Source organism: Acinetobacter sp. ESBL14, assembly GCF_036668815.1.
In the GTDB taxonomy this organism is placed as follows: Bacteria; Pseudomonadota; Gammaproteobacteria; order Pseudomonadales; family Moraxellaceae; genus Acinetobacter; species Acinetobacter gyllenbergii.
In genome coordinates this window covers 609,664-631,030 of record NZ_JAZEVS010000001.1, presented here as the reverse complement: position 1 = coordinate 631,030, position 21,367 = coordinate 609,664, and the positions used below count along the sequence as shown (strand labels likewise).

Annotated in this window: 23 protein-coding genes; 17 read left to right on the top strand and 6 right to left on the bottom strand. The window is 41.8% G+C overall.

Going from position 1 to position 21,367, the window contains the following annotated elements:
• Window positions 1-3: 3 nt before the first annotated feature.
• Both V6E90_RS03005 and V6E90_RS03000 read right to left on the bottom strand, forming a co-directional pair.
• A complete protein-coding gene (locus tag V6E90_RS03005) occupies window positions 4-564 on the bottom strand; it encodes an SMI1/KNR4 family protein (protein ID WP_332604476.1) in 561 nt (186 codons plus the stop codon).
• A gap of 132 nt (window positions 565-696) precedes the next feature.
• A complete protein-coding gene (locus V6E90_RS03000; protein WP_171553552.1) occupies window positions 697-1,209 on the bottom strand; it encodes a DUF4189 domain-containing protein in 513 nt (170 codons plus the stop codon).
• 396 nt (window positions 1,210-1,605) lie between these two features.
• On the opposite strand from V6E90_RS03000, the gene V6E90_RS02995 reads away from it, so the two are divergent.
• Entirely contained in the window at window positions 1,606-2,154 is a 549-nt protein-coding gene (locus tag V6E90_RS02995; RefSeq protein WP_016540888.1) for a hypothetical protein, read from the top strand.
• Between the two features lie 64 nt (window positions 2,155-2,218).
• On the opposite strand, the gene V6E90_RS02990 is transcribed toward V6E90_RS02995, so the two are convergent.
• The 3 genes from V6E90_RS02990 to V6E90_RS02980 form a co-directional block, all read right to left on the bottom strand.
• The gene (locus V6E90_RS02990; RefSeq protein WP_332604475.1) at window positions 2,219-3,424 is read right to left on the bottom strand and encodes a multidrug effflux MFS transporter; all 1,206 of its coding nucleotides are present in this window, start codon (window positions 3,422-3,424) and stop codon (window positions 2,219-2,221) included.
• 75 nt (window positions 3,425-3,499) lie between these two features.
• Window positions 3,500-7,330: a phosphoribosylformylglycinamidine synthase gene (gene purL / locus V6E90_RS02985; protein ID WP_332604473.1), complete on the bottom strand. Its 3,831-nt coding sequence runs from the start codon at window positions 7,328-7,330 to the stop codon at window positions 3,500-3,502.
• 239 nt (window positions 7,331-7,569) lie between these two features.
• Window positions 7,570-8,082, bottom strand: a complete 513-nt coding sequence (locus V6E90_RS02980) for a hotdog fold domain-containing protein (protein WP_332604472.1) — start codon at window positions 8,080-8,082, stop codon at window positions 7,570-7,572.
• Window positions 8,083-8,293: 211 nt separating this feature from the next.
• On the opposite strand from V6E90_RS02980, the gene V6E90_RS02975 reads away from it, so the two are divergent.
• The 11 genes from V6E90_RS02975 (at window position 8,294) to pal (ending at window position 17,651) form a co-directional block, all read left to right on the top strand.
• The gene (locus tag V6E90_RS02975) at window positions 8,294-9,634 is read left to right on the top strand and encodes a deoxyguanosinetriphosphate triphosphohydrolase (RefSeq protein ID WP_332604471.1); all 1,341 of its coding nucleotides are present in this window, start codon (window positions 8,294-8,296) and stop codon (window positions 9,632-9,634) included.
• A complete protein-coding gene (locus V6E90_RS02970; RefSeq protein ID WP_332604470.1) occupies window positions 9,634-10,308 on the top strand; it encodes a hypothetical protein in 675 nt (224 codons plus the stop codon). Before V6E90_RS02975 ends, V6E90_RS02970 begins: the two co-directional genes overlap by 1 nt.
• 9 nt (window positions 10,309-10,317) lie before the next feature.
• Window positions 10,318-10,923 (top strand): Holliday junction branch migration protein RuvA, encoded by a 606-nt coding sequence (gene ruvA, locus V6E90_RS02965; protein ID WP_332604469.1) that lies wholly within the window; start codon window positions 10,318-10,320, stop codon window positions 10,921-10,923.
• Window positions 10,924-10,930: 7 nt separating this feature from the next.
• Window positions 10,931-11,929, top strand: coding sequence for a Holliday junction branch migration DNA helicase RuvB (gene ruvB / locus V6E90_RS02960; RefSeq protein WP_008941766.1), 999 nt, complete (start codon window positions 10,931-10,933; stop codon window positions 11,927-11,929).
• A gap of 13 nt (window positions 11,930-11,942) precedes the next feature.
• Entirely contained in the window at window positions 11,943-12,605 is a 663-nt protein-coding gene (locus V6E90_RS02955) for a hypothetical protein (RefSeq protein WP_332604468.1), read from the top strand.
• Window positions 12,606-12,696: 91 nt separating this feature from the next.
• Window positions 12,697-13,104: a tol-pal system-associated acyl-CoA thioesterase gene (gene ybgC / locus V6E90_RS02950; protein WP_004654599.1), complete on the top strand. Its 408-nt coding sequence runs from the start codon at window positions 12,697-12,699 to the stop codon at window positions 13,102-13,104.
• Window positions 13,105-13,128: 24 nt separating this feature from the next.
• Window positions 13,129-13,827 (top strand): protein TolQ, encoded by a 699-nt coding sequence (gene tolQ / locus V6E90_RS02945; protein ID WP_016540881.1) that lies wholly within the window; start codon window positions 13,129-13,131, stop codon window positions 13,825-13,827.
• On the top strand, window positions 13,827-14,279 hold the full coding sequence (tolR, locus tag V6E90_RS02940; protein ID WP_016540880.1) for a protein TolR: 453 nt from the start codon (window positions 13,827-13,829) through the stop codon (window positions 14,277-14,279). Before tolQ ends, tolR begins: the two co-directional genes overlap by 1 nt.
• Before the next feature lie 3 nt (window positions 14,280-14,282).
• The gene (tolA, locus tag V6E90_RS02935) at window positions 14,283-15,680 is read left to right on the top strand and encodes a cell envelope integrity protein TolA (RefSeq protein ID WP_332604467.1); all 1,398 of its coding nucleotides are present in this window, start codon (window positions 14,283-14,285) and stop codon (window positions 15,678-15,680) included.
• Between the two features lie 98 nt (window positions 15,681-15,778).
• Entirely contained in the window at window positions 15,779-17,062 is a 1,284-nt protein-coding gene (tolB, locus tag V6E90_RS02930; RefSeq protein WP_332604466.1) for a Tol-Pal system beta propeller repeat protein TolB, read from the top strand.
• 22 nt (window positions 17,063-17,084) lie between these two features.
• A complete protein-coding gene (gene pal, locus V6E90_RS02925) occupies window positions 17,085-17,651 on the top strand; it encodes a peptidoglycan-associated lipoprotein Pal (protein WP_016540877.1) in 567 nt (188 codons plus the stop codon).
• A gap of 58 nt (window positions 17,652-17,709) precedes the next feature.
• Here pal and V6E90_RS02920 read toward each other — a convergent pair whose 3' ends face one another.
• On the bottom strand, window positions 17,710-17,895 hold the full coding sequence (locus tag V6E90_RS02920) for an NF038105 family protein (protein ID WP_332604465.1): 186 nt from the start codon (window positions 17,893-17,895) through the stop codon (window positions 17,710-17,712).
• 177 nt (window positions 17,896-18,072) lie between these two features.
• Here V6E90_RS02920 and V6E90_RS02915 point away from each other — a divergent pair, with 177 nt between their 5' ends.
• From V6E90_RS02915 to V6E90_RS02895, 5 genes are all read left to right on the top strand, one after another.
• A complete protein-coding gene (locus V6E90_RS02915) occupies window positions 18,073-19,044 on the top strand; it encodes a class 1 fructose-bisphosphatase (RefSeq protein ID WP_065342402.1) in 972 nt (323 codons plus the stop codon).
• Window positions 19,045-19,101: 57 nt separating this feature from the next.
• Complete coding sequence (locus V6E90_RS02910; protein WP_004805656.1) at window positions 19,102-19,878, top strand: TrmH family RNA methyltransferase; 777 nt, start codon at window positions 19,102-19,104, stop codon at window positions 19,876-19,878.
• A gap of 159 nt (window positions 19,879-20,037) precedes the next feature.
• Window positions 20,038-20,655 carry an RNA polymerase sigma factor gene (locus tag V6E90_RS02905; RefSeq protein ID WP_332605061.1) on the top strand — a complete coding sequence of 206 codons (618 nt, stop codon included), beginning with the start codon at window positions 20,038-20,040 and terminating at the stop codon, window positions 20,653-20,655.
• Window positions 20,642-20,965, top strand: a complete 324-nt coding sequence (locus V6E90_RS02900) for a hypothetical protein (RefSeq protein WP_004654617.1) — start codon at window positions 20,642-20,644, stop codon at window positions 20,963-20,965. The genes V6E90_RS02905 and V6E90_RS02900 overlap by 14 nt, the downstream gene beginning before the upstream one ends.
• A complete protein-coding gene (locus tag V6E90_RS02895) occupies window positions 20,955-21,344 on the top strand; it encodes a DUF3106 domain-containing protein (RefSeq protein ID WP_016540873.1) in 390 nt (129 codons plus the stop codon). Before V6E90_RS02900 ends, V6E90_RS02895 begins: the two co-directional genes overlap by 11 nt.
• The last annotated feature ends 23 nt before the right edge of the window (window positions 21,345-21,367 follow it).

Below are 21,367 nucleotides of genomic sequence, written 5' to 3'. Positions count from 1 at the left end.
GATTTAGTATAATAATCTTCCCGTAATATATTCTTTATCCTGTTCAAAGTTGACCGATTTGTCACAAAACCGCGCTTGTTTAGTCTCATCCGCCACTAACCATTTTAAATATTCTAAAAGTGTAGATCCAGTACAACTAAATTCAGATTCTGGTTGTCCATCATCCCATAACCAAACATAATCATTTTTTAAAGCAGTCGCCAAATATGCAAACTGATTGCCTTCATTTTCATTTGTTAATGGGAAGAGTTTATTTTCAACTGCACTAATCCACCCATTAGGTTTATTTATTTCATCTTCATCATCTAAAACTTTTTGATAGTCTGTATAAGCCTCTTTATTCCATGAATATCTGAACATAGATACAGAGCCCCACAATAAACCACCTGAGCATCTTCCCATTTGCAATAAAAACTCTCGGAACTGCCCATGTATCTCTAGATTATAAATTTCAGCAATCTGGTCAAGTTCTTGCTCTGTATAGCCTTGAATATGTTCTGGATAAAAAGGCAAATGCGTATCTTCATGTCGACAGCTTATCAACTCAGAAATAAAATCAACCATGTATAAGAATCTCTAATGCCTTAATTATGCTGATCATTATATAAAGGATCATCTAGTATGCGCTTTTAAATTAATGAGTTCATATACACTTTTATATTGCTGATTTCCAGATACTCTATTTACAAAAGCCTTTTACTGAATCTGTTCAGGAAGACTACAGCCTGAATAGTAGACATTACAACTTCCACCATTCTTCTCACAAGAGCTAATTACATCTTTCACGGCCAAAACTTCGCTCGGTGCTTTATTAAAATTAGACCCTGTTTGTCCTGTGGCAATGGCTAAACATTGATTATGGAAGATTGTTATAATTTTACAATTGCCACCACCTCTCTCTTTACACTGTAGAATTGCCTTATCTCTTGCTTGAGCTTTAGAAGACAAACCAGTTACTATCCCTGCAATAGACCCATCTCCTGCGAACGCTCCCCATCGATCTGCCCATTTTGGTGCAGCATGAGCATACCCTACGACACCATAAGGTGAACTTGATGAACCACCACTCGCATTCCCACCATTACATGGCCCTGCTTGTGCTGCACCATCGCAAGCATAAACACCAGGGGCAATCGGAACCTGTGCTACAGAGAACGGAGTTAAGCCAGCAAAAACCAATCCAATAAATAAACCATAATTTGCTTTCATCTCTTATCTCTCTTTGTTAAAAAGTGAATTATCTTCAAGATTACTAAATTCTGAGAAGATGAAAACAACATTGAAAGTCAAACAGAGAAATTGTCCCAATAAGTTAAATCTTTATAAATAAACTGTAATCAGATCTTTATATATTATTATTTAAAAAAGTACCCATTTAGAAAATGAAAGGTCATATTATCAAACACCTTATTCTTTAATAATAAACATCATAGGACAATTTTAGCTATTGATCATCTTATGATCTTTTAACCTATGTTAAAAAAATATATAAAAGACCAATCAGGATATATAACGCACAGTCAAATATCCCATGATTCGCTCAATTAGATTTTAAAGCGAGTAAATAGAATTTTTAAAACTAGAATGCAAAGCAAGAGTATTTATATGCCCCATAAACCTCTAATGACCCTAATTTTCACTTTTACTGCTTTAACAGAATCAACCTTTCTCTATGCAAATGAGTCCATTCAAACTGATGCAAATTCACACTACTCATCAACACCCTCTAAAAACATGAAACAAATTTATCAAGGTGAACATGGAATCTGGTTTCTCTCCAAATACAGAGGCAGGAAAGGAGGATGTGCTGTCTCTTATAATTCAGGATTAAATCAGCTCACTCTCTTTGGCCCGACAGAAAAAAATACAGGAGCGTTACTTTTTACTGGTCCTCATATACCAATCACCACCAGCAATCAACAACTCGATATTGTCATACGAACAGATCATTCCGTTATGCCAACTGAGGCGACTCTACTTCCTAGCCAAAACAAAGGTATGCTGTTCGTTCCTGTAACTATGGTACAGACGGCTCCCCAGCTGGATGATGTTGGCGCAATGGAAATTCTATTGCAGGGCAAAACAATTTACGCATCCTCCATTAGCGGTGGATTCAGAGCGCGTGATGCCTTAATGAGTTGCATCAAAAGCTAAATATAAAAAGCCATCTGATGATGGCTTTTAAACAGATTTCAGTGCAAAAATAGAACTATAAGATTTAACTTTCTAATTTAGTTAACTGCCTTTTTTCATATAAGGTCAGCGCAAATGCCAAACCACATAGAATCACAAAACCACAGGTCATTGGAATTAAAGTTCCGTTATATAACTGACCAATAATAGAGGCGAGAATAAGCGATAATACCGAAGACGATGCACCAATAATTGCAGAAGCCATACCGGCCACATGCCCCATCGGTTCCATTGCAATCGCATTGAGATTGCCAAATAGCGTTCCAAACAATAAAAACAGAATGCAGGCATACAGCATAAACATCCAGAATGAGATGGATACGCCAGACAGCTGAATGATGAGGAACAGCAATGAGATTAGACTTAAACCTAAAAAGCCATATATACAGATGGGACGCATACCAAACTTCATGACAATTCTAGAATTGGTAAAAGACGCAATCCCCATCACACCTGCTAATAATGCAAAATAAGCACTAAACTCCTGCCCTGTTTTGCCAAATTGCTGCATAAAAATTTGTTGTGAAGTTCCGAGATAGCCAATAAATCCACCAAAACAAAAGCCTGCGCATAACAAATAGCTCATAGTGGTTTTATTGCTCACCACTTCCTTAAAACCATCCTTAAAGGCTTGTACCCGCATTGGCAGACGATTTTCAGGTACCAAGGTCTCTTCCAAGCGCAAAGCCACCCAAGCTCCAACAGCTACCGCATAAACCATATACAACACAAAAATATCGCGCCAGCCAAAGAAATGGATGATCAACTGTCCCAAGCTCGGTGCAACCGCAGGTGCGACCATAAACACCATCATGATCAGTGACATGATCCGCGCCATTTGGGCACCACTGTATTTATCCCGAACGATGGAAATCGAAGCCACATAAGGCCCTGAAACACCAACACCCTGAATAAAACGACCCAGCAAGAACCATTCAAAACTTTGGGTGGAATAGCACAATAAACTGCCTATAAAGTAGATCACGATGCCAGTGAATAAAATCCGTTTCCGTCCAATCGCATCGGATAAGGGTCCTGCAATCAACTGTCCAATGGTCATGCCAGAGAAAATACTGATGATGACCCATTGCGCCTGATTACTATTTTGCAAAGTAAAAACACGACCAATTTCACCGAGTGCAGGTAAAACAGCATCAATCGAGAAAGAGACGATAGACATGAGTAATGCCATCAGTAATGCAAACTCGCGGAAATGGATTTTTGATTTCATTTTTCTTGTCCATTGATGATTATTTTATACGGAATTAAATAAGCCACCTGACGGTGGCTTATTGCATGGGTTTAATTAACCAATAAATTTACGTGCGTTACGGAACATACGTAACCAAGCACCATCTTCAGCCCAGTCTTCTGGCTTCCAAGAATGCTGTAAAGCACGGAAGTTACGCTCTGGATGTGGCATCATCACGGTTGCACGACCATCTTTAGAAGTTTGACCTGTAATCGCGTCAGGTGACCCATTCGGGTTCAACGGATAGTGTTGAGTTGGATGACCCAAACTATCTACATAACGCAAGATCACTTGGTTCTCAGCATTTAAAGCCGCAATTTGCTGTTCAGTCGCAACCAGACGACCTTCACCATGCGCTACAGCGATTGGTAAAATCGAACCTTGCATATCTTCAAGCAAGACAGAAACTGATTTTTCTACACGGACGTTCACAGCACGTGCTTCAAATACTTCTGAAGTATTGCGGTGGAAACGCCCCCAATGCTCTGCACCTGGAATCAGTGGTGCAAGTTGCGACATCATTTGACAGCCATTACATACGCCTAAGCTGAATGTATTTTGACGATGGAAGAACTGCTCAAACTGGTCACGTAATTTGGCATTGAACAAGACTGATTTCGCCCAGCCACCACCAGCACCCATCACGTCACCGTATGAGAAACCACCACACGCCACTAAACCTTCGAAGTCGCTCAAGCTGACACGACCTGCAAGGAGGTCACTCATGTGGACATCGATGGTATTAAAGCCGACTTTGTCAAAAGCAGCCGCCATTTCAACATGACCGTTAACACCCTGCTCACGCAAGATCGCCATATTAGGACGACGTGTATTGATAAATGGCGCTTCAACAGGCTCATTCAAATCATAAGTTGCTTGTGCAATTAAACCTTTGTGGTTTTGATCTGCAATTAAAGCAAACTCTTGATCCGCAGTTTCTACGTTGTCACGTAAGCGTTGAATTTGGTGTGATACTTCTGCCCATGCTTGTTGTAATTCAGCACGTTCTAAAGTCAAACCATTGACAGCCAATTGATCGGTTGTATTGACACGACCCACAACTGCAATTGCATCTTTCAGGCTTGATGCTGCAACTTCAACTTCTAACTGAGCCCAATCCGCTGCTGTGATTTGCAGCACAGCACCAATTTCTTCAGCGAATAAACTTTCAGTGCTTTGATTTTCTAATGCCACACCTAAGCGTGAAGCAAACATCATTTCCGCAACAGTCGCCAATAGGCCGCCATCACCGATATCATGGTAAGCCTTAATCACACCACGATTGTTCCAGTCTTGAATCAAGGCAAAGAATGCTTTGAAGTCATCAAAACTATCGACATCAGGAGTCACTGAACCAATGGCTTTATACACCTGCGCAAGGATCGAGCCGCCTAGGCGGAATTGACCTTTAGATAGATCAATACGAACCAATACTGAATCAGCTAAATTTTTCAATTCAGGCGTTAATGTTTTACGAACGTCTAACACTGGTGCGAATGCTGTGATCACACCGGTCATTGGCGAAGTCACCGCTTTGTCTTCACCATCGTTCCACGTGGTACGCATTGAAAGTGAATCTTTACCAACTGGAATTGCAATGCCTAATGCAGGACACATTTCCATACCAATCGCTTTCACGCCTTCAAACAAGGCTTGGTCTTCACCTTTTTGACCTGCCGCTGCCATCCAGTTTGCAGAAAGCTTGATGTCACTGATTTGTTCAATGTTGGCACAGGCAATATTGCTAATCGCTTCAGCAACGGCTAAACGTGCAGATGCAGCAGGGTTCAATAATGCTACTGGTGGGCGTTCACCCATTGCCATAGCTTCACCTGTGAAGCCTTGCAAGCTAGTGGTGGTTACTGCTGCATCTGCAACAGGCACCTGCCAACGACCCACCATCTGATCACGTGCAACCATACCCGTAATCGAACGGTCACCAATGGTGATCAAGAATGATTTAGATGCGACTGTAGGATTCTTCAATACGCGGAAAATCGCATCTTTTAAATCAACTTTTGCAGCGTCAAAGTCATTGCCTGTACGCTCAATCGTTTCATATGAACGTTGCATACGCGGTGTACCGCCTAAGATCACCTGCATTGGGATATCAACAGGCTTGTTCTCAAACAACGGATCTTCAACCGTTAAGTGACGCGCTTCAGTTGCTTCACCCAATACCGCAAACGGACAACGCTCACGTGCACAAATTTCTTCAAATTGTTCTAAAGACTCTGGGCGAATGGCAAGTACATAACGTTCTTGCGCTTCGTTTGACCAGATTTCCATCGGGCTCATGCCTGGCTCTAATGATGGAATTTTACGCAGGTTCAGCACTGCACCCAACTCATGATCATTCACAAGTTCTGGCATAGCATTAGATACACCACCTGCACCCACATCATGTACAGACACGATTGGGTTAAAGTCTTCTAAGCGCCAGCAGGTATCAATCACTTCTTGACAACGGCGTTCCATTTCTGGGTTTTCACGTTGTACCGAAGCAAAATCTAAGCTCTCACCCATGGTACCGCTGTCTACAGAAGACGCTGCGCCACCACCAAGACCGATCAACATTGCAGGACCACCCAACACAATGAGCAAGTCACCCGGTTGAATTGCATCTTTTTCAACATGGTCAGGACGAATGTTGCCGTAACCACCAGCGATCATAATTGGCTTATGGAAGCCTTTCACTTCACCATTGACATTCTGTTCAAAAGTACGGAAATAACCATTCAATGCTGGACGACCGAATTCGTTGTTAAACGCAGCGCCACCCAATGGACCTTCAATCATGATTTGTAATGGCGAAGCCATACGTGAAGGTTTACCGTAGTTATCTTCCCAAGGCTGTTCAAAACCAGGAATATTTAAGTTCGAAACAGTAAAGCCTGTTAAACCCGCTTTTGGTTTACCACCACGACCCGTTGCACCTTCATCACGGATTTCGCCGCCCGAACCTGTTGCAGCCCCAGCAAATGGAGCAATGGCAGTTGGATGGTTGTGTGTTTCAACCTTCATTAAAATATGAGCAGCTTGGCTCTTATATTTATAAACGAAGTGACCATTTTCATCCGCTTTCGGATAAAAACGCATGGTGTCATAACCAACGATCACAGATGCGTTATCTTTATATGCCGATAACACATCGGTCGGAGATTCTTTATAGGTATTTTTAATCATTTGGAACAATGATAATGGTTGTTTTTCACCATCAATTGTCCATTCAGAACCAAAGATTTTATGACGACAATGTTCTGAGTTTGCTTGTGCAAACATCATCAACTCGATGTCGTTTGGATTACGACCCAACTTGGTAAATGCTTCGGTGAGGTAATCAATTTCTTGCTCAGATAAAGCAAAGCCAAACTCATTGTTGGCTTTAACTAACGCTTCTTTTCCTTGACTCAAGATATCAATTGAGTTCAATGGCTTCGGCGCAGTTTCTGAGAATAAAGCTTTTGCATCATCAATTTGAGCAAAAACACTCTCTGTCATACGGTCATGTAAAGCCAATTTCACTTCATTTGAGATCTCTTTCACACCTTTCAGTGTAAACAGCAGACCACGCTCTAAACGGTGAATTGGGGTATTACAGTTTTGGAAAATATCGGTTGCTTTAGATGACCACGGCGAGATTGTCCCTACACGCGGTGTGACTAAAATCTGGATTTCATCACTTGCAGCTTGGCGAAGTTCGAAAGATTGACCATCGTTTAAAAGTTGTAATGCCGATTGATGTTGCTGCTCGTTGAGCGCTTGATCAAACAAATAAACCCACTGGCTGTCAAAAGATTGAACAGAACTCATTGACGTTAATCGGTTTAAGAGTTGAGCTTTCTTGAAAGAAGAATGTGCTGATGCACCGGCCACGATAAACATGTTGACTTTGGCTCCACGGGTGGGTCTAACGAACCTACCACAATGTGACTTATGAAAGAGCGCATATTCTACTGTGAAAGGCTCATTTCAGCTAGCTATATCCATCTTAAAAATCAGAGTTTTCTACTGCAAACGGCTTAATTTCTTGTAGCTTTATCCATTTTACTTTATTCGTAACAATTCATTTACTTGATCTAAATAAGCTGTATTTCAAATTTGAGGGCTTTTTCGCTTCTGTTTTACGATTTCTTTTCAGTAACCCAAATTGTTATATAACCTTGTACAACGGGCTGCCCATCCTCCCTTTTAGCGACTACCTCCACTTGCATATCACCTACTCTCCAATCGTCATTAATCTTTGCTGTCAATTGAATATCCGAATTGGCTTTAGCCACATAATCCACCTGCATTCCTTTTGGTAACCACCTGAGATGCGAGGGAATAGATGCCTCCATGGCAACACCCATCACAAACTCCAAACCATTACAAATCGCAATCACATGCACCGTTCCAATATGATTTTCTACACCGCGACTTTTAGACATCGAGGCTTCACAAAAACCGACTTCTAGCTTTGTAATTACGGGGTTAACTGTACGAAAGTAAGGCGCAACTCGACTAATAGTTTTCGAAAGTACAGTTAAACCACCTGGGATTTTCCGTAATACCTGATAGGCAATCAATACAGTATTTGATTGAACTTTCGTATGCTTTTTTAATTTATGGCTAAGGTAATCAATTGAATTTTTCATCTTAGGTCTAAATATATACAGTAAAACACAAGTTAACACATCGATCTGAATAGCTATATTGCTGCATATCCAGCTGTAATTGTCAGAAGAGATAAGTCAAAACCTTTAAACTCCACTATTTACCTGATTAAGACAACTTATGTCGCCCTACTCTAGTGCTTTAATCTTTTTTTTGGCATGATGAGCCTGAACTCATAGTGAATAAAGATGAATGGAACAAATGCGTTGGGTAGAGTTGCTTTCTGCAATTCGTTTAGGTAGCAAAAAAAGTAGTACTGAATTGGCTCGAAGCCCTTTCCATAAAGATTACGATAGAATTATATTTTCCCAAAGTTTTCGCCAGCTAAATAGAAAAACACAGGTTCACCCACTGACTCAACATGATGGGATTCACACCCGTCTAACACACTCGCTTGAAGTTTCTTGTATCGGTCGTTCACTCGGCATGCTCGCCGCAGAAAAAATCAAAGATGAATTACCGATGTGGATTTCACCTGCGGATGTTGGTGCGATTATTCAAGCAGCCTGCTTAGCACATGATATTGGAAACCCTCCTTTTGGCCATGCAGGTGAATATGCCATTCGGGAATGGTTTGATGATGCTTCACATCGCGACTTTCTGGCTAGGCTCACTCCAGAAGAGGCAGCCGATGTACGCCAATTCGAAGGCAATGCTCAAGGACTTCGCCTTTTAAGTCGTATTGATTACCACCCTGATGATGGTGGCATGCGTTTAACCTGTGCCACATTGGGTGCTTATTTAAAATATCCATGGCTCTCAAAAACAATTGAAGAACAAGGCGATACGCCTTCACATCAACGGGCAAAATTTGGCTGTTATCAATCTGAAAAAGAAATTTTAAGACAGTTGGCAGAACAGCTCGGTCTCATTCAACTTGGTGAATACCATTATTGTCGTCATCCGCTGACCTATTTATTAGAAGCGGCTGATGATATTTGTTATGCGCTGATTGATTTAGAAGATGGCATCATTCTCAATATGTTGAACTATGCTGAAGTTGAGCCGATTTTTCTGAATCTGATTGCTGATTATGGTTATCCAGAAGAATTACATTTACCGCATACCACTTGGCAGCAAAAGATTGCAGCTTTACGCGGTCGTGTCATGAAGCGTCTCGTCGATGAAGTCACCACCGCTTTCGCCAAACATCATTATGAAATTTTAACCGGCCAACTTAAAGGTAGCCTATTACAATATTGCTCACCCGATATTGAAGCAGGAATTCAAACTGCAAAGAATCTGGCCAAAGACCGTATTTTTGAGCATCCTCAAAAATCAGGTTTGGAGATTATTGCCCATCAAAGTCTACAAACCATTCTGGATGCCTTTATCCCACTGACCATGCCACATAAAACCTTAAGCTTTAAAGAGCAACGCTTAATGTCTATTTTGCAACATTCAGGGGTAAATCTGCAAAACAACCACTATAATAATATTATGCAAGTTCTCGATATTATTAGTAAGTTCTCTGACCATCAGGCTTATAGTCTGGCGCAAGAGTTGCAAGGCAATAAAATAGGCTTTTTTTAATGAAGCGATTTATTGATGAAGGTAAGACCTGGGATAGTTTTACACATGCTCCTGTTTTAGTGGTATGCCCATTTTGTCAGAGCAACGCTCAGGTCTTTCAGCAAGAATTACCTAATCAGCCTAAAAAAAGCATTGTTTTTAGCTGTTTATCCTGCTGTAAAACTTTTGATCAAGACCAGCAGCAACAAAACAACTTAGGCTATTTTGATGAGATCAACGTAGAAATTAATCAAACCTGCTCTTGTAAGTGTGGAAAATATTACTTTTCTCAATCTTATGCTCAGCCGAGTGTTCTTCCGCCTTTTATAAAGCTGAATTGTACTTTCTGCCAAAAAGAGCAAGTGTATACTTCCCCTTATCCGTTATTCACCTATAAAATTCCGAGAAAATCAGGGTTTGAAATCAATAAAGACCCCTTCTTTGGCTATCGTCTATATCTCACCACAGAAACAAGGCATGGTCTCATTTTCGTGTATAACACAGAACAGTTAAACGATTTGAAAGCTTATATCTCTGCAGAGCTAAGACAGAAAACCTGTACCAATAAAAATAAAGCTTACTTAAGCCGCTTACCTGCTTGGATAAAATCCGCGCGAAATCGTAAAGAAATTCTCAAAGCCATTTTGCGTTTAGAACAAATGGCATCTACTATTCAACCATTAACAAATAAGTGAAAAGACTCAATGATCGGATGTTTAATTGGCGAAGTGTTTGCCCTAGAAGCCCCAACCGTATTACTCAACGTAAACGGCGTTGGCTATGAAATTGACACACCACTTTCGACATTTTGCCAATTACAAAAAGGACAGAAAGTCACTTTATGGACGCACTTAGTGGTTCGTGAAGATGCTCAGCAACTTTATGGTTTTAGTGATGCACAAGAAAAAACCATTTTCCGTACACTACTCAAAGTGAATGGCGTTGGTCCTAAAATGGCTTTGGGCATCTTATCGACATTAAGTGTTGAGCTACTGATTCACACGATTGAACATGATGATATTAATACGCTGATTAAAGTCCCTGGCGTGGGCAAGAAAACTGCAGAACGCTTAATGATTGAATTACGTGATCGTTTCAAAGCATTAGCGCATTCAACCGGCGGTACCACGAATGCAACAGTTGCTCAAATTCAATTTATGGCAAATTCACCAGTTGCCGAAGCTGAAGCCGCTTTACAATCGCTGGGTTATAAACCAGCAGAAGCACAAAAAGCAGTGGCAGCGGTGAAAGCAGACTATACTGAATCGGCTGACATTATCCGTGCTGCGCTTAAATCCATGATGAAGTAATAGATATATGCAAGATCGTCTTATTAGCGGAACAGAAAAGCCTGAAGATCATTTTGATCGTGCCATTCGCCCTACCTCATTGGCTGACTATATTGGTCAGCCCGTGGTTCGTGAGCAAATGGAAATCTTCATTGGTGCAGCGCGTGGTCGTGGTGAAGCACTGGATCATACCTTGATCTTTGGTCCACCAGGTTTAGGTAAAACCACCTTGGCGAATATTATCGCAAGAGAAATGGGCGGTAATTTAAAATCAACTTCTGGCCCAGTATTGGAACGTGCTGGTGACTTAGCCGCAATGCTCACCAATCTAGAAGAAGGTGATGTGCTGTTTATTGACGAGATTCATCGTCTTTCACCCGTGATTGAAGAGATTCTCTATCCAGCCATGGAAGATTACCAACTGGATATTATGATTGGTGAAGGCCCTGCGGCTCGTTCAATCAAGCTCGATCTGCCAGCCTTCACTTTAGTCGCAGCCACAACACGTGCAGGTTTGCTCACCTCCCCGTTACGTGACCGTTTTGGGATTGTACAGCGTTTAGAGTTCTATTCAGTTGAAGACCTGACCCATATCGTGACCCGTTCAGCGAACCTAATGGATGTGCCGATTACTCATGAAGGTTCAACAGAAATCGCCCGTCGTGCACGCGGGACGCCCCGTATTGCCAATCGATTATTACGTCGTGTCCGTGACTATGCCCAAGTCAAAGGCACTGGTGAAGTGACTCAGGATATGGCGCAACGGGCTTTGGACATGCTCAATGTCGATAAAGCAGGTTTAGATACGCTCGATCGGCGTTATCTCAGTATGTTACTGGAACGCTTTGAGGGTCGACCAACTGGTGTTGAAGCCTTAGCCGCAGCCATGGCGGAAGATAGCGGAACGCTTGAAGACGTAATTGAGCCCTATTTGATTCAACAAGGTTATGTGATGCGTACCGCACGTGGCCGTATTGCAACCAATATGGCATATTTACAATTTGGTATGACACCACCTGAATCATAAATATAGATAAATCATGACTCAAACCCTAGATGAACAACAACTTATAGAAAGAATTAAAGTATCGTATCAAGACGTTATTTCTGATTTACCGCCTATCGAAGAGTTGCCTCGATATGTGATGTTTTCGGAATATCGCCAAGAACAAAGACAATTTTTAGATGGACTTCTCAAAGCTCATTCTGCATTGTCACTCTCTTGTCAACTTGTCGATTCAAAACAACAAGCTGTTTCCCTTTCTAGTGAGCAGCTTGAACAATTCAACACTACCTCACATTTGGACTGGTCACTCACAAGCCTTGCCTTTGACCATACACACGCTACAATCTTTATTTCATTATGCTTTCAAGACGATCTAAAGCAGATGGTCGAGGAACATCGCCCACCGCGCAAACCTATACTGACTTTTAAAAACTTGGCAATTCTATTGATCAGTTGCTGTATGCTCGGCATTTCACTTTACTTATTTAACCAAGCCCCAGAATGGTTGGTATTTATCATTTTTGCAGTTGGTTTTTTAGGTTTATGTATGCTATACGACCATGTAAAAGATTACATTCAATACAATAAAGTAAAAGATGATCCTCTAAAAACCTTGATTGTTGCAGGCTATTTTGCTGAACATTTAGAAGAGTATGCAACGCAGACTTTAATCTTAGATAAAAACTCAAACGAATAGCTTGCTTGATCTGTTGTGCCATTTGCCCCAAAAATCAATATGCTAAACTGCGACACTATTCAACACCTCGTATCAAGAATGGATTTTTATCATGGCAAATCATTTTGAGTTCAACATTCGCGTTTATATCGAAGATACAGATGCAGGCGGTATCGTTTACCATGCCAATCATATCCGTTTTATGGAGCGTGCTCGTACCGAATGGCTACGTGCGGCAGGTGTTGACCATTATTGGCATCAAAAAGATTACAACTTCGTAGTACATCAAATTGCTGTTAAATATGTACGCCCAATATTAATGGATGATTTAATTACCGTTACAGCACGTGTTATTTCGTGTAAAGCCGCATCTTTTGTGTTGCAACAAAATATTTATCGTGGTGAAATCTTGCTGGCTTCAGGTGAGGTTGTGTTGGCATGTTTAAACAAAGAGTTAATGCCACGTAGACTTCCTGATGAAATTCGTGATCTGATTCAAAAAGAATTAGCACAGGACTAAAATAAACTTTCGGCACAGCAACTTATGGCAACTAACTTAGAATCTTCCCTGCATATTTCTGACCTAATTTTACAAGCAAGTCCTGTTGTACAACTGGTCATGCTGATCCTGCTACTCTCTTCAATTTATAGCTGGTATTTAATTGCCAAATTATATATGGGCTTTAAAAAAGCAGAACAAGAGGATGAGCATTTTCAAAAAATGTTCTGGTCAGGTGCCGAATTAAATACGCTTTACAATAATGCTCAACTGAACTCTAAACGCCGTGGCCTAGAAGATATTTTCTATCAAGGCCTCGGTGAGTTTTTTAAGCTACAAAAACGTAAAGCAGATACCACTCAAACCATCGAGGGAACTGAACGTATCCTGCGTGTAGGCTTAAGCCGTGATCAAGGCGGCTTGGAAGTCGGTTTAGGTGCGCTTGCCAGTATTGGTTCAGTTGCGCCTTATATCGGCTTGTTCGGTACAGTTTGGGGCATCATGAATGCCTTTATCGGTCTTGCTGCTGTTGACCAAGTGACTTTGGCAACTGTTGCACCTGGTATTGCAGAAGCCCTGATTGCAACAGCGATTGGTTTATTTGCAGCAATTCCTGCTGTACTTGCGTTTAACCACTTTACCGCTAAAGGTGAAGCAACTTATTCAGATCGTGCATTATTTGCAGAAGAAATGGTTGCCCTTTTACAGCGTCAAGCGATTGGAACGACACAGGAAGATGCATAATGGCGATTCAACGATCTGGACGTTTTGAACGGATTAAAAAACCACTGAAAAGCGACATGAACGTCGTTCCTTATATCGATGTCATGTTGGTGCTGTTGGTCATTTTCATGGTGACAGCACCCATGATCACTAGTGGTATTAAGGTCGATTTACCTCAAGCAAACAATCATCCAATTGAATCCAAAGATATGCCAGCCATGGTGACCATTGGTAAAGATGGCAATATCTTTTTGCAATATCAAGAGTACAAAGGCAGTGATCCCCTTTCGCTTGAACAACTTGAAACTGTTTTAAGTGAAGCCCAGACGCAAGCTGAACAGGACAATAAACAACTGACTGTATTAGTCAATGGTGATAAATCTCGTCCTTATGGTGAAGTTGTTTCACTGATGGCGAGTCTACAAGAAGCAGGCCTTACTCAAGTTGGCTTACTGACAGAGCCGTTAAAATAAGCTATGAAAAAATTTCAAGAGCCACCTTTTAAACAAAATGCGATTGCACTGGGTTTCACACTCGGTGTCCATGCAATCGCAATTGTTGGCTTACTGTTTTTAGGCTTGAGTAAACCCCCTGAAGAACCTAAAAAACTGACCACTATTTTGGTGAAGCCAGAAGATTTACCCCAGTCTTTACAGCAACCTGAGCAACAAGTCTCTGCTGAACATCAGGCAGAAGAAGTGCAAAGCCCTGTCGTGGATACAACACTTCCTGAAAATATTCCTGTAACACCTCCACCACCAACTGCACAACAACTTGCGGCTGAAAAGCAAAAAACTGAACAGGCACAGCAAGCCAAACTTGCTGAGCAAAAACGCAAAGCAGATGAAGCTGCTCGTGCACAGCAAGTTGAAGAACAACGTAAACTTGCAGAAGCTCAAGCACAAAAGCAACGTGCGGACGCTGAAGCGAAACGCCAAGCAGAGGCAAAAGCGAGGACTGAAGCAGATACGAAGCGTAGAGCTGAACAAAATGCCAAAGCAGAGGCTGAAGCTAAGGCGCGCCAAAAAGCGGAGCAAGATGCGAAATTAAGACAGCAAAAAGCTGCCGAAAACGCAAAACTTCAAGCGCAACAGGATGCTAAACGCAAAGCTGAGGCAGATGCCAAGGCGCGTGCTGAAGCTGAGGCAAAACGTAAAGCTGAGACCGACGCGAGAGCAAAAGCCAACGCAGATGCGAAGCGTAAAGCCGAAGCTGATGCAAAACGTAAAGCTGAGGCCGATGCGAGAGCAAAAGCCAACGCAGATGCGAAGCGTAAAGCCGAAGCTGATGCCAAGGCTAAAGCTGAGGCAGATGCGAAACGCAAAGCGAATGCAGATGCCAAAGCAAAAGCTGAGGCAGACGCTAAACGTAAAGCGGAATCTGATGCGAAGGCAAAAGCTGAGGCAGATGCGAAACGTAAAGCAAATGCAGATGCGAAGGCAAAAGCCGATGCAGACGCCAAACGCAAAGCCGAAGCTGACGCTAAGGCAAAAGCTGAGGCAGATGCAAAACGTAAAGCCGAAGCTGAGGCAGATGCCAAAGCCGCAGCTGCCAAAAAAGCTGAACAAGAAGCGGCTCAGAAAAAGGCCGATGCGAAACGTGTGGCTTCAACGGCTATACAAGATTTCCGGAGAAAAATTGATCGAGCTTGGCATGTTCCACTTGGCACATCTGGAAAAAGGGTTACTGTGAGATTTACTCTGTCTGATTCAGGCGCAGTTCTCTCAAAAGTTATCACAAAATCAAGTGGTGACGATGCGCTTGATGCAAGTATTCTGGCAGCTATTGATGCTGCGGCACCTTATCCTATGCCAGAAGATCCTGATGCACGCCGTGAAGCACGAACAGCAACTCCAACTTTTATTGCAAAATAGTAATGAATAGTTAACGTTACAGGCTTTTAATAGCACAAAGCCTGTAACTATGTTAAATAATCTACAGCCACAAAAATACGACGCAAGTAATTGTAACTATGGACAAGACTCGTAAATACCTCCTCTCTTTGGCAGTTTTCACGGCAATGAGTGCAGTAATCCCTTCAAGCACTTATGCTCAACTATATTTTGAAATTGCCAAAGCACCTGAACAAGCGCCGAAAATCGCAATTGTACCGTTTGCTAATGACAGCGCAATCTATCCGATTGTCGAGCGTGATTTAAATCGTTCAGGCCGCTTTACCAGCGCATCTCAAAATTTACCAGCAACCGCAAGCCTTAATCAGGTTCAAGCAGGTGACTGGCAAAATGCAGGCGTACCTTATGTTGTCGTTGGGCAAATGAAAGCCGTTGATGCCAACACATTTGAAATTCATTACCAACTTTATGATGTACAAAAACAACAATATTTACTCAATGAAGTGCTGACTGTACCTAGCTCACGTATTCGCCAAGCCGGTCATATGATCAGTGACACGATTTATCAAGCGTTGACCGGTATTGCGGGTGACTTTAGTGGTCGTATCGCCTATGTATTGCGTAATCAGGCCACGCCTGCTCAACGCTATACCTTACAGATTGCAGATACAGACGGCGAACAGCCTAAAACTGTCCTGACCTCACGTGACCCTATTCTTTCCCCTGCTTGGACACCTGATGCAAAGAAAATTGCGTATGTGTCCTTTGAGACTAAACGTCCCGCGATTTATCTACAAGATTTAGCAACAGGCCAGCGTGAAGTTTTAGCCAGCTTCCGTGGATTGAATGGCGCACCAAGCTTCTCTCCAGATGGTAAATCAATGTTGTTCACGGCATCAATGCATGGCAACCCTGAAGTTTATCAGATGGACTTAAGTACCCGCCAAGTACAACGCATGACCAATGATACTGCGATTGATACTGAAGCACGTTATGCACCCGATGGTAAATCATTTATCTTTACCTCGGACCGTGGCGGTTCACCACAAATTTATCGCTATAGTTTTGATGACAGTTCGGTCAAACGCTTGACCTTCAAAGGTGCATTCAATGCACGTGGAACCTTAAGTGCTGATGGTAAAAAGATTGCGTTAGTCCATCGCCCAAGTGGCAGTAACTACAAAGTTGCAATCCAAGATATCAATACCGGTATCACCAATATTCTCACACCGACCAGTTTAGACGAATCACCAAGCTTCTCACCAAATGGACAGATGGTGGTTTATGCAACGCGTGAAGGCAGCCGTGGTTTATTATCGGTTATGTCTACTGACGGCCGTTTCCGCATGAATTTACCAAGCGAACAAGGTGAAGTTCGTGAACCAGCTTGGGCACCAAAATAAGTTTAATCGATTGGAGAATCATATGAACATTAAATATCTTACGCTTCCACTGATTGCTGCTACGCTTGTATTCACAGGTTGTGCAAGTCGTAAACCTGCTGCTGATATTACCACTGGTACCAATCCAAATGGCTCAACCACAGTCAGTACAGATGGTTTAAGTGAAGATGCAGCATTAAACGCGCAAAACTTAGCGGGCGCATCTTCAAAAGGCGTCACTGCTGCAAATAAAGCCTTCTTGGCTAAGCGCGTTGTTCACTTCAACTATGACAGCAGTGACTTATCGAATGAAGACTATCAAACCCTTCAAGCACATGCTCAATTCTTAGTTGCCAATGCTAACTCTCGTGTTGCCCTTACAGGTCACACCGATGAGCGTGGTACACGTGAATACAATATGGCACTTGGCGAACGCCGTGCAAAAGCGGTTGAAAGCTTTTTGATTACCAACGGTGTAAACCCACAGCAACTTGAAGCAGTTAGCTATGGTAAAGAATCACCAGTGAACGCAGGTCATGATGAAGCTGCATGGAAAGAAAACCGCCGTGTAGAAATCAACTACGAAGCTGTTCCACCACTATTAAAATAACCGTGGTTCCGCTTTAAATAAAAATGCTCACTTCATGTGAGCATTTTTATATCATTCATCAAGACGAAGATTGAGAGTCAGACTTGTTTTGCATCGACTCAATCAAATCATGCTTGTTAAACTCTTTGTATTCTGGCTTCGCCTCATACTGTTTCCATGCATCCTGCACATTTTCTTTGGAAATCGTATCTAAGCTAATCGGTTCGCTCGGCGTGGGCGTTGCCTCAAAATTCTTGGTTGTCATATTTAACCTCCAAACATCCTGTTTAGTATCTATGCAACATAGCATGTAATAACGTGCTTGTAATCATAAAAGCAACATAAATAAAGTAAGATAATTTTTATTTTTGCACGATCTCATCTAGAATACCCTCATTCTTTTTTATCAATTTTTGACGCGGCTAAATCGGAGCTATTCAATATGTCAAACCTTAATTTGACCCAATACCTAGAACAACAAAATGGGAATTTGACTCCAGAGTTGGCACAAGTGATCGAAACCATTGCTGCTACATGCCAAACCATTGATCAAGCATTACAAAAAGGTGCTTTAGCAGGTATTTTGGGTAGTGCAGGCAATGAAAATGTGCAAGGTGAAACACAAAAGAAACTCGATGTTATTTCAAATGATTACCTGATTGATGCATTAAAAGCGCATCCTCAAGTCGGCGGTCTAGCTTCAGAAGAGTTAGATGATTTCACCCCTGCTCAGGAAAATGGTAAATATCTCGTTTTATTCGATCCACTCGATGGTTCAAGCAACATCGACATTAATATGTGTGTGGGTACGATTTTCTCTATCCTTCCTGCAAAGAATGCTGTGACTCAATCTGCCGACTTTATGCAAGCAGGTACTGAACAAGTTGCTGCGGGTTATGTGCTTTATGGTCCTTCGACCATGTTAGCGCTTACTGTGGGCGCAGGTGTGGTGTTCTTTACTTTCGATCCAACCACTCAAAGTTTCTTATTAACCACTGAACAAGTACAAGTTGCGGCGGATACACAAGAGTTTGCAATTAACTCATCAAATCAACGTCACTGGGAAAACCCTGTGAAACGTTATATTGATGAGCTTTTAGCGGGTAAAACATCAGTCCGTGAAAAAGATTTTAATATGCGTTGGGTTGCATGTATGGTCGGTGATATTCACCGTATTCTATGCCGTGGTGGTATTTTCCTTTACCCTTACGATTTAAAAGATCCGAAGAAAGCAGGCCGCTTACGTTTGATGTATGAAGCAAACCCAATGAGCATGCTGATTGAACAAGCAGGTGGCGCATCTACAACAGGTCGTGTTCGTATTATGGATATCCAACCAACAGAACTACACCAACGTGTTCCTGTTATTATTGGCTCTAAAAACGAAGTAGAACGCGTAACAAGCTACCACTAATTACTTTTTATAATCAGGGCATTATAAAGTTATGATGCCCTTTTGGATGTTTATCTTATGGCGGTTATTTTCCTAGAATCCAAAGACAATGCAAAAATCAAACATTTGCGTGGTCTGATCGAGCTCAACAGTGCTCGAAAAAAACATCAGCAAACCGTTTTAGAAGGTACACATCTGTGCTTGGCTTGGTTGCAACAGCAGAAAAAAATATTTTCTCTTTTTACCACCGAACAAGCCTTAGAACATCCAGATTTACAAGAGGTGATTGAACTCCATCAAGCTCACATCTTCGTTATTAGTGAAGTCCTGTATAAAGATTTAAGCACATTGGGCACAACCCTTCCATGTCTAGCGATTGTCGACCTGCCCAAAACTGCTGCTACCATTGATTTTAAGGCCGACACTTTAATTCTAGAAAATGTTCAAGATCCTGGAAATGTAGGTACACTCCTCCGCTCTGCTGCCGCTGCAAACATCAAACAGGTGATTTGTACACAAGGTTCAGCTGCACTGTGGTCTCCACGTGTGCTTCGAGCAGGGATGGGTGCTCATTTTAGTCTTCAATGTTTTGAAAACTTCCAGCTCACGGATATTCTTCCAAAATTTCAAATTCCAGTTTTTGTGACCAGTTCACACCGCTCAACCAGCTTATATAGCCAAGATTTAACTCAAGCATGCGTCTGGATTTTAGGCAACGAAGGTCAAGGTGCGAGTGACTATGCACTTGAGCATGCTCAAGCAGTGGCGATCCCTCAACCTGGTGGACAAGAGTCACTTAATGTCGCAATTGCAGGCTCAGTATGCTTTTTTGAAATGGTTCGTCAACGTCAGTAAAAACGTTAAATTATTTTAATTACGATTTTTTTACTGAGAAAATCAATTACACTACTAAAAATAATTGCTTAAGTTGTCAACGCGCCCACCATTTTCAACGTTATATGATTAATGAATTGGAATTAATGGTGGGTATCCATGACAGGATTTTCCATCTCTATGGATTTAGCACCGAAACAGGCTCGAACCGAAAACAGTACTGATCGCAGTACCGTTGAACAACGTCTGCGTTTTTTTATGCAAGACGTTACAGGTCGTGCCTTGGTTATGATGGAAAGCGCAACGCAGGGACAACAAGGTATTGCGATGGATTTAGTGCAAGAAGCTTTCATTTCATTGCACAAATCATATGCAGATAAAAGTACTGAAGAATGGTATCCCCTGTTCTACACCATATTAAATAATAAACTTCAAGACTGGCGACGCAAAGAAGCTCGCCGCGCCAGTCCATTCTCATTATTTAAAAAAATTAGTTTAGATGATGACGAAGAAATTATTGATGTTGTCGATGAATCAACCCCTAACCCATTCGAGTTTCTTGATCAAGAAGTCACGATGGAGGAAATTCAAGCGGCGATCAATCAATTACCCATCCGTCAACAACAAGCATTTATGCTTAGAGCGTGGGAAGGTTTCGATACAATGACCACAGCACAGATTATGGATTGCAGTGAAGGCAGTGTGAAAACACATTACCACCGCGCAATTCAGGGACTCAGAATTGCTTTAGAGCATTTAAACCCGCATACGGGAGGATCATCAAATGAAAAAAGATGAGTTCACTAAACATGTGACATCCAGACTCGACCAACTTGCGAAAGAACAACATCACAACAAAATGATGGTGATGAATCATGTTCTTGATACTGTGCAAAAGAAACCAACCTCTTATTACAGTGTTTGGAAAATGACTGGTTTTGCGTTTGCTGCCGCCCTTATGGGGATTGTGGTTCTGCCTAGCTCGTTACAATTAGCAGATCAACCTCAAAATCAGGTTGTCGTAAATCCAAAACTTTCACCACAAATGGTTGAAGATATGGAAATGTTATTGGTCTTAGGTGAGGATAAAGTTCCACATGGCAGCTAAAAAATTAGCACTTGTTGTGTGTACACTCGGCTTATTACAAACCAGTTTTGCAGGTTCAGAGCGCTTTTGGGTATTCTCTAAACCAAATAAACCGACAACGGAAGAAGCTTGGGATGACTTGTCCCCTGAAGAGCAACGCGTTTTAATTCAACGTTATCAAACCCTGAAGGAAATTCCGACCAATCAGAGTTCGCAATTGCAACAGCGGATGGAGTGGTTCACGCAATTACCTGAAGAAGAAAAGCAAAAAATGCGTGATGTATGGCAAAAAATGAGTATGCAAGAACGGAATACATTACGTAAACGTATGCAAAATGCCAGTACCGAAGAACGTATCAATATCAGAGAAGAGTATCTCACCAAATACGCTGAACACTAATTTTTAAATGATTAGAATAAAAA